This window comes from Pseudomonas sp. DW-iso17 (genome assembly GCF_058725345.1).
Genome location: NZ_JBZXEA010000004.1, coordinates 23,039 through 35,104 on the forward strand (window position 1 = coordinate 23,039; position 12,066 = coordinate 35,104).

General features: G+C 58.2%; 13 protein-coding genes and 1 tRNA gene. All 14 read left to right on the top strand.

All coding sequences use genetic code 11. From position 1 onward, the window contains the following. The first annotated feature begins 41 nt into the window (after nt 1-41). Complete coding sequence (gene ruvC / locus AC4PS6_RS03660; protein ID WP_019821257.1) at nt 42-566, top strand: crossover junction endodeoxyribonuclease RuvC; 525 nt, start codon at nt 42-44, stop codon at nt 564-566. A gap of 70 nt (nt 567-636) precedes the next feature. Then, nucleotides 637-1,248 carry a Holliday junction branch migration protein RuvA gene (ruvA, locus tag AC4PS6_RS03665; RefSeq protein WP_003193868.1) on the top strand — a complete coding sequence of 204 codons (612 nt, stop codon included), beginning with the start codon at nt 637-639 and terminating at the stop codon, nt 1,246-1,248. Continuing rightward, on the top strand, nt 1,249-2,307 hold the full coding sequence (gene ruvB / locus AC4PS6_RS03670; RefSeq protein WP_003193867.1) for a Holliday junction branch migration DNA helicase RuvB: 1,059 nt from the start codon (nt 1,249-1,251) through the stop codon (nt 2,305-2,307). It abuts the gene before it with no gap. Between the two features lie 139 nt (nt 2,308-2,446). Continuing rightward, a complete protein-coding gene (ybgC, locus tag AC4PS6_RS03675; RefSeq protein ID WP_014719714.1) occupies nt 2,447-2,902 on the top strand; it encodes a tol-pal system-associated acyl-CoA thioesterase in 456 nt (151 codons plus the stop codon). A 1-nt stretch (nt 2,903) separates the two neighbouring features. Next, entirely contained in the window at nt 2,904-3,599 is a 696-nt protein-coding gene (gene tolQ / locus AC4PS6_RS03680; protein WP_003193865.1) for a protein TolQ, read from the top strand. A 23-nt stretch (nt 3,600-3,622) separates the two neighbouring features. Next, nucleotides 3,623-4,075, top strand: a complete 453-nt coding sequence (gene tolR / locus AC4PS6_RS03685; RefSeq protein WP_161793227.1) for a protein TolR — start codon at nt 3,623-3,625, stop codon at nt 4,073-4,075. Beyond that, the gene (tolA, locus tag AC4PS6_RS03690) at nt 4,075-5,148 is read left to right on the top strand and encodes a cell envelope integrity protein TolA (protein ID WP_003193863.1); all 1,074 of its coding nucleotides are present in this window, start codon (nt 4,075-4,077) and stop codon (nt 5,146-5,148) included. Before tolR ends, tolA begins: the two co-directional genes overlap by 1 nt. Nucleotides 5,149-5,165: 17 nt before the next feature. Further along, on the top strand, nt 5,166-6,446 hold the full coding sequence (gene tolB / locus AC4PS6_RS03695) for a Tol-Pal system beta propeller repeat protein TolB (RefSeq protein ID WP_032874245.1): 1,281 nt from the start codon (nt 5,166-5,168) through the stop codon (nt 6,444-6,446). Between the two features lie 55 nt (nt 6,447-6,501). Next, complete coding sequence (pal, locus tag AC4PS6_RS03700; RefSeq protein ID WP_003193861.1) at nt 6,502-7,002, top strand: peptidoglycan-associated lipoprotein Pal; 501 nt, start codon at nt 6,502-6,504, stop codon at nt 7,000-7,002. Nucleotides 7,003-7,008: 6 nt separating this feature from the next. Next, entirely contained in the window at nt 7,009-7,839 is an 831-nt protein-coding gene (ybgF, locus tag AC4PS6_RS03705) for a tol-pal system protein YbgF (protein WP_020302706.1), read from the top strand. Between the two features lie 164 nt (nt 7,840-8,003). After that, nucleotides 8,004-8,651 carry a 7-carboxy-7-deazaguanine synthase QueE gene (gene queE, locus AC4PS6_RS03710; protein WP_020302705.1) on the top strand — a complete coding sequence of 216 codons (648 nt, stop codon included), beginning with the start codon at nt 8,004-8,006 and terminating at the stop codon, nt 8,649-8,651. Nucleotides 8,652-8,774: 123 nt separating this feature from the next. Continuing rightward, nucleotides 8,775-8,850, top strand: a tRNA-Lys gene (locus AC4PS6_RS03715). 583 nt (nt 8,851-9,433) lie between these two features. Further along, on the top strand, nt 9,434-11,128 hold the full coding sequence (gene leuA / locus AC4PS6_RS03720) for a 2-isopropylmalate synthase (RefSeq protein ID WP_032902740.1): 1,695 nt from the start codon (nt 9,434-9,436) through the stop codon (nt 11,126-11,128). 1 nt (nt 11,129) lies between these two features. After that, nucleotides 11,130-11,870, top strand: a complete 741-nt coding sequence (locus AC4PS6_RS03725) for an AraC family transcriptional regulator (RefSeq protein WP_336827250.1) — start codon at nt 11,130-11,132, stop codon at nt 11,868-11,870. Nucleotides 11,871-12,066: the final 196 nt, after the last annotated feature.

The window sequence follows — 12,066 nt, forward strand, 5'->3', positions numbered from 1 at the left end:
GTGCCTGGCACATACCGTTGTAAATCCAACCCGCAGGCGTTATGACTTTAATCCTAGGTATCGACCCCGGTTCGCGCATCACCGGATTTGGCGTGGTGCAGCAGACCCCACGTGGCTGTGTGTACGTCGCCTCGGGCTGCATCCGCACTGGCGCAGGGGAATTGGCCGAGCGGCTGCAGATCGTCTATCGCGGCGTTCGTGAAGTCATCCAGACCTACGGCCCGGTCACCATGGGCATCGAAAAAGTGTTCATGGCCAAGAATGCCGACTCGGCGTTGAAGCTCGGCCAGGCCCGTGGCGCTGCCATCGTAGCGGGTGCCGAGGAGGGCATGGAGATCGCTGAATACACCGCGACCCAGGTCAAGCAGGCCGTGGTCGGCACCGGTGGCGCCAACAAGGAGCAGGTGCAGATGATGGTCATGCACATGCTCAAGCTCACTTCAAAGCCACAGATCGACGCCTCGGATGCCCTGGCCATCGCCATTTGCCATGCCCATACCCGCTCCAGCCTGTTGCCTCACGGCTTGGGCGCAGCACGTAGTCGTGGCGGGCGCCTGCGTCTCTGATAGCATCAGCGCAATCGTTATTTTTGCGGTCAGGCTCCGATCTGACCCCCCAGCTTTAAGGATCTGAACCGTGATTGGACGCTTGCGCGGCACCCTGGCTGAGAAACAGCCGCCGCACCTGATTCTGGATGTGAATGGGTTGGGTTATGAGCTGGAAGTGCCCATGACCACCTTGTATCGCCTGCCGTCGGTCGGCGAGCCGATAACCTTGCACACGCATTTAGTGGTGCGCGAAGACGCGCAACTACTCTATGGTTTCATCGGCAAGCGCGACCGCGATTTCTTCCGCGAGCTGATTCGTCTCAATGGCGTGGGGCCCAAATTGGCCCTGGCCTTGATGTCGAGCCTGGAAGTGGATGAGTTGGTGCGTGCTGTATCGGCCCAGGATACCTCGGCCCTGACCAAGGTGCCGGGCGTCGGCAAGAAAACTGCCGAGCGCTTGCTGGTCGAGCTCAAGGACCGCTTCAAAGCCTGGGAGGTGGTACCGAGCATGTTCGCCTTGGTACCGAACCAGCCGGATATGCCGGCGGCCCAGGTCGCCAGCGCCGAAAGCGATGCGGTCAATGCGCTGATCTCCCTGGGCTACAAGCCTCAGGAAGCCAGCAAGGCCGTATCGGCCATCAAGGACAAGAACCTGAGCGCTGAAGACATGATTCGCCGTGCCCTGAAGGGAATGATTTAAGTGATTGAAGCCGATCGTCTGATCGCGGCCACCGGCCCGCGTGACCGTGAAGAAGTCCAGGACCGGGCCATCCGCCCGCTGAGCCTGGCCGAATACATCGGCCAGCCCACCGTGCGCGAACAGATGGAGTTGTTTATCCAGGCCGCGCGCGGGCGCAGTGAGTCCCTGGACCACACCTTGATCTTCGGCCCGCCCGGGTTGGGCAAGACCACCCTGGCCAATATCATCGCCCAGGAAATGGGCGTGTCGATCAAGTCCACCTCCGGCCCCGTGCTGGAGCGTCCTGGAGACCTGGCGGCGCTGCTGACCAATCTTGAACCCCATGACGTACTGTTTATCGACGAGATCCATCGGTTATCACCGATTGTCGAGGAAGTGCTGTACCCGGCGATGGAAGACTTCCAGCTTGACATCATGATCGGTGAAGGCCCGGCGGCCCGTTCGATCAAGCTCGACCTGCCGCCCTTTACCCTGGTGGGCGCGACCACTCGTGCGGGCATGCTGACCAACCCGCTGCGAGACCGTTTCGGCATTGTTCAACGTCTAGAGTTCTATAGCACCGCCGATCTGGCGACCATTGTCAGCCGGTCGGCGAGTATCCTCGGCTTGCCCCTGGACCCGGAAGGCGCCTTTGAAATCGCTCGACGCGCTCGCGGTACGCCACGAATTGCCAACCGTTTGCTGCGCCGCGTGCGAGACTTTGCCGAGGTGCGTGCCAAGGGCCACATCACCAAGGCCGTGGCGGACCTTGCCTTGAACCTGCTGGATGTGGACGAACATGGTTTTGATCACCAGGATCGACGCCTACTTTTGACCATGATCGAGAAATTCGACGGTGGCCCGGTGGGCGTGGACAGCCTGGCCGCAGCCATCAGCGAAGAGCGCCATACCATTGAGGATGTGCTGGAACCGTACCTGATTCAGCAGGGCTACATCATGCGAACCCCGCGGGGCAGGGTCGTGACGCGTCATGCTTACCTGCACTTTGGGCTAAACATTCCGTCACGATTGGGAGAGATGCCCGTGGTAGACGAATTCCTCGATGCGGTAGACGATTAAAAAGCTTACGCCGGACGATTTATCTGAGCTTTGTGCTGTCCCAGTGTCTGGCGTCGTCATTTGATTCACTGCAAAAGCGTTCAGGAATGAAAAAACAGTTGCCCAGCCAATTGGCAACCTGAGGAGTAAGCACTAGAGTATGCGCGCGCAAAACGGGGATCAGTCGTTCGCACATCGCTGTCGCGTTTATTACGAGGACACCGATGCCGGCGGCATCGTTTATTACGTCAATTACCTGAAATTCATGGAACGGGCTCGAACCGAGCGGCTGCGGGAGTTGGGTTTTGCCCAGTCCGAGCTTGTAGGCGAGGACCTGTTATTCGTCGTGCATTCCAGCGAGGCGCGGTATTACGCGCCGGCGCGACTGGACGATGAGTTGCTGGTCAGCGCTGAAGTCATCGAATTGAACCGTGCCAGCCTGCGTTTCAAACAGCAGGTCAGGCGGGCCACGGATGCAACGCTGCTCTGTGAGGGGCAGTTCCTGGTGGCGTGTGTGCGCACCAACAGCTTGAAACCTCGGGCCATTCCCGAAACTCTACGCGCGGCCTTTGCCGCCGTGAGCGGCGCGGGTCAACAATCAAAGCAGGAGATTTAGCGTGGAACCTACCGTCGTCGACCATTCCTCCATGTGGAGCCTGGTCAGCAATGCCAGTGTCGTGGTTCAACTGGTCATGCTGACACTGGTAGCCGCATCGGTTACCTCTTGGGTCATGATTTTTCAGCGCAGCAACATGTTGCGCGCCGGTCGACGTGCCCTGGAGAGCTTTGAAGAGCGCTTCTGGTCGGGTATCGACCTGTCCAAACTGTACCGCCAGGCCGGCAGCAACCCGGACCCGGATTCGGGCGTCGAGCAGATCTTCCGTGCCGGCTTCAAGGAGTTCTCGCGCCTGCGCCAGCAGCCGGGTGTCGATCCTGAAGCGGTGATGGAAGGTGTGGCCCGTGCCATGCGCGTGGCCATCTCCCGCGAAGAAGAGAAACTTGAGCAGGGCCTGCCGTTCCTCGCCACCGTGGGTTCCGTCAGCCCGTATATCGGCCTGTTCGGTACCGTGTGGGGGATCATGAACTCCTTCCGCGGCCTGGCCCAGGCGCAGCAAGCCACACTGGCCACCGTGGCCCCGGGTATTGCCGAAGCCCTGATCGCCACCGCGATCGGCCTGTTCGCCGCTATCCCCGCAGTAATCGCCTACAACCGTTTCGCCGCAACCAGCGAAACCTTGATCGGCCGTTACTACACCTTCGCCGATGAATTCCAGGCGATCCTGCACCGTAAAGTGCACACCAGCGAAGAATAAGCAGGTAATTCCCAATGGCTTTAATCGCTCGAGCTCGCAAAAAGCGCAAGCCGGTCGCCGAGATGAACGTAGTGCCTTACATCGACGTGATGCTGGTGCTGCTGGTGATCTTCATGGTGACCGCGCCGATGCTCAACCAGGGCGTGAAGGTTGATCTGCCCAAGGTTTCCAGTGAAGCCTTGCCGCAGGACAACAACACTCAGGTCCTGACCATTTCGATCAAGGCTGACAAGACCTATTACTGGAACCTTGGCAGCGAAGTCGACACGCAAAAGCAGCAGGACAAGGCCCTGACGTTGCCGGCCATGACCGATGCTGTGACCAAGATCATTCGCTCCGGCAACGAAGGCGGCAAGCACACCCAGGTGTTTATCCGGGGTGACAAATCGGTCGACTACGGCTCCGTCATGGGCGCCATGGGCGGGCTGCAGAAGGCCGGCGTCGGTAACGTTGGCTTGATTACCGAGGCGCCCTGATGCAGCAACAGCGAGAGCCGTCCGCCTCGGAAAGCTACTTCTGGCCTGGCGTGTGGGCAATAGCCCTGCACGTCCTGGTGTTCGGCATGCTGTTTGTCAGCTTTGCCATGACTCCGGACCTGCCGCCAGCCAAGCCGATCGTGCAGGCGACCCTGTATCAGCTGAAATCGAAAAGTCAGGCCACCACCCAGACCAATCAGAAGATTGCGGGTGAGGCCCAGAAGTCGGCTGCGCGCCAGACTGAAGTCGAGCAGATGGAACAGAAGAAGGTCGAGCAGGAAGCGGTGAAGGCTGCTGCGGAACAAAAGAAAGAAGAGGCGGCTCAAAAGGCCGAGGAATCGAAAAAGGCTGACGAAGCCAAGAAGGCCGACGAGGCGAAAAAGGCTGATGAAGCCAAGAAAGCCGAGAAAGCTGCCGAAGCCAAAAAGGCCGAAGAGAAACAATTGGCTGATATAGCCAAGAAGAAATCGGAAGAAGAAGCCAAGAAGGCTGCCGAAGAAGAGGCCAAGAAAAAGGCCGCTGAAGAAGCCAAGAAAAAGATAGTCGAAGACGCGAAGAAGAAAGCCGCCGAAGACGCCAAGAAAAAAGCTGAAGCAGACGAGGCGAAGAAGAAAGTCGCCGACGAAGCGAAGAAGAAAGCTGCCGCCGACGCCTCCAAGAAAAAGGCCCAGGAAGCAGCACGCAAATCCGCCGAAGAGAAAAAGGCCCAGGCCCTGGCAGATTTGCTTTCCGACACGCCGCAGCGTCAGCAAGCCTTGGCCGATGAGCGTGGTGATGAAGTCGCGGGCAGTTTCGACGACCTGATTCGGGCGCGGGCAGCGGAAGGCTGGACACGTCCACCTTCGGCACGTAAAGGCATGACAGTAGTGCTGCAGATCGGCATGTTGCCGGACGGTACGGTGACTTCGGTCAGCGTGGCCAAGTCCAGTGGTGACGGTTCGTTCGACAGTTCGGCGGTTGCCGCGGTCAAGAATATTGGCCGGTTGACCGAGATGCAGGGAATGAAACCAAGTGACTTCGCTCCCTATCGTTCATTCAAGATGACATTCACACCTGAGGATCTAGCCTTGTGAGAAACCTTCTTCGAGGAATGCTTGTCGTTATTTGCTGTATGGCAGGGATAGCGGCGGCGGATGAAAAGAACATCCTGGTTACCAGCGGCAGTGATCGGGCCACACCGATTGCGGTAGTTCCGTTCGGTTGGCAGGGCGGCAGCGTGCTGCCGGACGACATGGCCCAGATCGTCAGCGACGACCTGCGTAACTCCGGTTACTACGCGCCGATTCCAAAAGGCAACATGATCAGCCAGCCAACCCAGGCCAGCGAAGTCATCTTCCGTGACTGGAAGGCCGTCGGTGCCCAGTACCTGATGGTCGGCAGCATCACGCCGGCCGGCGGTCGCCTGCAGATCCAGTACACGTTGTTCAACGTGGCCACCGAGCAGCAGGTGTTGACCGGCAGCGTATCGGGTACCGCCGAGCAACTGCGCGACATGGCCCACTACATCTCGGACCAGTCGTTTGAAAAACTCACCGGTATCAAGGGGGCGTTCTCGACGCGCCTGTTGTACGTCACCGCTGAGCGTTTCTCTGTAGACAATACCCGCTACACCCTGCAGCGCTCGGACTACGACGGTGCTCGTGCCGTGACCTTGCTGCAGTCCCGTGAGCCAATCCTGTCGCCGCGCTTCGCGCCGGATGGCAAGCGTATTGCCTACGTATCGTTCGAACAGCGTCGTCCGCGCATCTTTGTGCAGCACATCGATACTGGCCGTCGTGAGCAGATCACCAACTTCGAAGGCCTCAACGGTGCGCCGGCCTGGTCGCCGGATGGTTCGCGCCTGGCTTTCGTGCTGTCCAAGGACGGTAACCCGGATATCTACGTGATGAACATGGCCTCGCGTCAACTCTCGCGTGTGACCAGCGGCCCGGGCATCAACACCGAACCGTTCTGGGGTAAGGATGGTTCGACCATCTACTTCACCTCCGACCGTGGCGGCAAGCCTCAGGTCTACAAGGCAAATGTGAACGGCGGCGGTGCGGAACGTGTGACCTTTATTGGTAACTACAACGCCAACCCCAAGCTTTCGGCCGATGAAAAGACGTTGGTGATGATTCACCGTCAGGATGGTTTCACTAATTTCCGGGTTGCGGCCCAGGATTTGCAGCGCGGAACCGTAAAAATCCTTACAGATACCAACCTTGATGAGTCAGCCACTGTTGCGCCCAACGGCACCATGGTAATCTACGCCACCCGCCAGCAGGGCCGGGGAGTCTTGATGCTCGTGTCCATCAATGGACGCGTAAGGCTCCCACTTCCTACCGCACAAGGCGAAGTCAGAGAACCATCCTGGTCCCCTTACCTGAACTGACGCGGCGCTACAAAAAGAAGTACTTAACACACTGGGGTTCATTAGGAGTTTCACGATGGAAATGCTGAAGTTTGGTAAGTTTGCTGCTCTGGCTCTGGCTCTGTCCGTAGCCGTTGGTTGCTCCTCTAAAGGCGGCGACAATGCCGGTGAAGGCGCAGCTGTTGATCCAAACGCTGGTTACGGCGCCAACACTGGTGCGGTCGACGGCTCCCTGAGCGAAGAAGCTGCTCTGCGCGCAATCACCACTTTCTACTTCGAATACGACAGTTCGGACCTGAAGCCAGAAGCCATGCGCGCTCTGGACGTTCACGCCAAGGACCTGAAAGCTAACGGCGCTCGCGTTGTTCTGGAAGGTAACACTGACGCCCGTGGTACTCGTGAGTACAACATGGCACTGGGCGAGCGTCGTGCGAAAGCCGTTCAGCGCTACCTGGTACTGCAAGGTGTTGCTCCAGGCCAACTGGAACTGGTTTCCTACGGTAAAGAGCGTCCAGTTGCAACTGGCAACGACGAACAGTCGTGGGCTCAGAACCGTCGCGTCGAACTGCGTAAGTAATTCGTCATGCGAACGTGCCGTCGTGCTCTGACTGTATTGGCTCTCAGCTTCGCACCGCTTGCGGTGTGGGCTGCGGTTCCTGTAACGGATAGCAACTCAGGCTATAACAATAGCGGGAGCAGTTATCCGCCAGCAGGTTATGGCACGAACGGCGCCTATGCGGGGGGAGCGGCTACGTCCGCTCCCTCGGCACAGGGCGAGCTGTTCAACCAGCTGCAACGCATGCAGGATCAATTGGCCCAGCAACAAGGCGCCATTGAAGTGCTGCAGAACCAGGTGAACCAGCTCAAGCAAGAAGGCCTGGAGCGTTACCAGGATCTTGATCGTCGTATTGGAGCCGGTGTTGCACCTGCCGCTACTCCTGATAATTCTGCTGCCGGTGGCGCGCCAAGCGCCGCTGCCGGTGGCGCAGCATCAGGGGCCGCCGCGGCTGCCCCTGCCGCCAGCAGTGAACCGGGTGATCCGGCGAAGGAAAAACTGTATTACGATGCAGCCTTCGACCTGATCAAGGCCAAGGATTTCGATAAGGCCAGTCAGGCCTTCACCGCTTTCCTGCGCAAGTACCCCAACAGCCAGTACGCGGGCAATGCCCAGTACTGGTTGGGTGAGGTCAACCTGGCAAAGGGTGATTTGCAGGGCGCGGGCCAGGCTTTTGCCAAGGTCAGCCAGCTGTACCCCAAGCACGCCAAGGTGCCGGATTCGCTGTACAAACTCGCTGACGTAGAACGCCGCCTGGGTCATACCGACAAGGTCAAAGGCATTCTGCAGCAGGTGGTTGCCCAGTATCCGGGTACCTCCGCGGCGCAGTTGGCCCAGCGGGACCTGCAACGCTTGTAAGCAATGCAGCCCGTTCAGAAGAAACCCGCGCTTGTCGCGGGTTTTTTCGTTAGAATCCACGCCCTTTTATGAAACACGCTTCCTGGGGTTGACGCGTTGGCGCAATCCCTTGAAGTGCCTGACGGAGGCGGACAGCCTGTTTAGCTGTTACGCCCGTGGCGACTATGCAAGACACATTACGTATTACCGAAGTCTTTTACTCGTTGCAGGGTGAAACGCGCACTGCTGGCCTGCCCACCGTATTCGTACGGCTCACCGGCTGCCCATTGCGCTGCCAATACTGCGACAGCGCCTACGCCTTCAGCGGCGGTACCGTGCGCACCCTCGACGACATCCTGGAACAGGTTGCCGGCTACCGGCCGCGCTACGTCTGCGTGACGGGCGGTGAGCCATTGGCGCAACCCAATGCCATCCCATTGCTCAAGCGGCTGTGTGACGCGGGTTACGAGGTCTCACTGGAAACCAGCGGCGCCCTGGACATCTCTGCGGTCGACCCGCGTGTCAGCCGAGTGGTCGACCTCAAGACCCCGGACTCCAAGGAAGCCCACCGCAACCGCTACGAGAACATCGACTTGCTGACGGCCAACGATCAGGTCAAGTTCGTCATCTGTTCCCGCGACGACTATGACTGGGCGACTTCCAAGCTGATCCAGTATGGCCTGGAGCGTCGTGCGGGCGAGGTGCTGTTCTCGCCCAGCCATCACGACCTGAACGCCCGGGAGCTGGCCGACTGGGTAGTGGCGGACAACCTGCCGGTGCGCCTGCAATTGCAGCTGCACAAGTACCTGTGGAACGACGAGCCAGGGCGCTGATCAGGCGGCTGCGAGAGGCGTTCTACCCACCGAATTACCGTTCAAATGCGTTTTTTCTGATTTATTTCAAATAAGGTGTTGAATAATCCTTAGAAATCAGTATTATACGCGCCACCACACAGCGGGTCGTTAGCTCAGTTGGTAGAGCAGTTGGCTTTTAACCAATTGGTCGTAGGTTCGAATCCCACACGACCCACCATTTTTGGCGGTTTAGAAAATCCGGAAGGCCCACGCAAGTGAGGATTTCCGGGTTTTTTTTTGCCTGTTATTTGGCATCACCGACTGGACGGTGAGCCGTCCCTTGCTCAGATTTCCGCTCTCGTCCAAAAAAAAAGTCCTGTCAGTACTTTGAAAGAGCGAACTATAGAAAAGGGCTCAGCTAATCGGCTGATATGAATAAAGAAAAATAAAAAGGACCGACCTTGATTCACGGTGACCTGTCCCGTCCTGTGCGTAACCCACAGGTATCAAATCACGTGTGTTTAGAAATCCCGAGAGCCTCACACCAGTAAGGCTCTCGGTTTTTTTTTGCCGGCAGAAATGTTTTCCCTGGCTCCTTGCCGGTAACTCGTGCTTTTAAGTCTTCGATTGTTGACTTTCATGCCTTTGCGCAATTTTTTTTGGTTTTTTCAGTCTGCTTGGGTTTTTTTTGGTTTTTCTTATTCCACAAACTCAACAACGCAATTTGTATCAAACTATGTTCGTTTAGTATTGGATCCAATCAGTCGGCATCGCCGACGGTGTGTCTGACACAAACAAACTGCTGAAAAAGGAGAAACGCCATGATGCTCAAGGACCCTTCCCGCAAATATCGCCACTTCACCACGGTCAACCTGCCGGATCGCACATGGCCCAGTACTGTCCAGGTTGCCGCTCCTACCTGGTGCAGTGTGGATATGCGCGATGGCAACCAGGCGTTGATCGAGCCGATGAATGCCGAGCGCAAGCGGCGTTTCTTCGATTTGCTGGTGAAGGTCGGTTTCAAGCAGATCGAGGTGGGCTTTCCTGCCGCTTCGCAGACCGACTTTGACTATGTCCGTGAGCTGATTGAAAGCGGTGCGATTCCTGATGATGTGACGATTCAGGTCATGACCCAGGCGCGCAGCCACCTCATCGAGCGCACGTTTGAGGCGTTGAAGGGCGTGCCTCGCGCCATCGTGCATGTTTACAACGCAACGGCCCCGGTGTTCCGGGACGTTGTCTTCAATGTGGACAAGGCGGGCTGCATCGAGATTGCTACCCAGGCAACTCGGGAGATCAAGCAGCACATGGACGCAAACCCCGATACGCAGTGGACGTTCCAGTATTCCCCGGAAACCTTTTGCTTCACCGAGCTGGATTTTGCACTGCAGGTGTGTGAAGCGGTGACAGATACGTTCGGCCCGACCCCGAGTAACAAGATGATCCTGAATCTGCCTACCACTGTGGAGGTGTCTACCGCCAATGTCTTCGCCGACCAGATCGAATGGTTCTGCCGGCACTTCAGTCGCCGGGACAGTGTGGTCATCAGCGTGCATCCGCACAATGATCGGGGCACTGGGGTCTCCACCGCGGAGCAGGCGTGCCTGGCTGGTGCCGAGCGTGTCGAGGGCACGTTGTTCGGTAACGGTGAGCGCACTGGCAACGTAGATATCCTCACGTTGGCGATGAACCTCTACACCAGCGGCATCGATCCGCAGTTGGATTTCTCCGACATCCTGCACGTCCAGCGTGAGGTGGAATTCTGCAATCAGTTGCCGACCCATCCTCGTCACCCTTACGCCGGTGAGTTGGTGTTTACCGCATTCTCCGGCTCGCACCAGGACGCGATCAAGAAAGGCTTTGCGGCGCGCCAGGCCAATCCACAGGGCATGTGGGAAGTACCGTACCTGCCTATCGATCCTGCCGATATGGGCCGTAGCTATGAAGCGGTAATTCGCGTAAACAGCCAGTCGGGCAAGGGGGGCGTGGCCTATCTGTTGGAGCAGCACGGCATTGTGATGCCGCGTCGCTTGCAGATGGAGTTCAGCAGCCTGGTACAACAGGAAGCGGATGGCTCCGGCCAGGAAATCAGTGGCGAGATGATCCTTGCCTGCTTCACCCGGCATTACCTGGAGCAGGGCAAGCCTTACGCGTTACGAGCCCCCAAACTGGTGAGCGAGGGCGATGTGACTTACCTGGAGGCCACCCTTGAACAAGGCACACAGCGCATCGACTTGAGTGGCGAGGGCAACGGCCCGCTTGCGGCGCTGGTCGATGCGTTTGCCCAACGTGGCATTCATTTTGATATCGCCGATTACCACGAACATGCCACCCGTGACGGTGCCCAGGCTGAGGCGTTGGCCTATGTGGAAATTCGCGTGGGCAACCAGTTGCTGTTCGGCGCCGCTCGTGATGGCAGTAGCCTTCTCGCTTCCCTCAAAGCGGTCACCAGTGCGGTCAATCGTGCATCGCGCCTGGGCTTGCTCAGCCTGGTGAATGCTGCGGTGCCGTCCTGAGATGAACGCGCATACCGCATTGGCGGCACTTGCCGGTAATTATGGCCACGGTGACATCGTGGCCTCGCATCGACATGACGAAGGCCAACTGGTCTACGCCATCAACGGTGTGATGCTTGTGTCGGTGGAGGAGACCACCTGGGTGGTACCTTCCGGGCATGCGCTGTGGGTGCCTTCAGGTTTGGAGCATCAGATCCGCATGACCGGCGAAGTGCGCATGCGCACTTTGTTGATCTCGCCGGGAGCGCACCGTCGTTTGACGGAGGAATGCGAGGTCATCAGGGTTTCACCCTTGTTGCGCGAGCTGATTGTGGCTGCGGGCGATGAGCCTGACAGCCAGGCGGCGTCGTTGCGTCATGTGCAGATTGTGGAGCTGATTTTCTCGGAACTTGACCGTGCGCAAAGGGTGCTGGCTCACGTGCCGATACCGGACGAGCCGAGGCTCAAGTCACTGTGTGCGGACTTTATCGACAGCCCTTCTCAGGAGTCGAAACTGGAGAGTTGGGCGGTGCAGCTCAATATGAGTTCACGCACCCTGGCTCGGCTGTTCCAGAAAGAGTTGGGCATGAGTTACGGCGAGTGGCGCAAGCGCACGCGGTTGCTGCTCAGCATGCAGCGGCTGGCCAGTGGCGCCTCCATTTTGGAGGTGGCTTTGGAGCACGGTTACCAAAGCCCGAGTGCATTTACCGCGATGTTCAAGCGCACCCTGGGATACACCCCGAGTCACTGTCGCCTGGTCTGAATTCACAGCAGTAGCCGTGACTGGCACTTTGGCGAGGGAGCGATGAAGATCCAATGTGGGAGCTGGCTTGCCTGCGAAAGCTTTAGTGCAGTAACAGATGCATCGACTGACACACCCCCTTCGCGGGCAAGCCCGCTCCCACATTTCTGAACGAGTTCGACGCGCGATTCGGAAGCGCCGCCCCACCTTGTCCCAA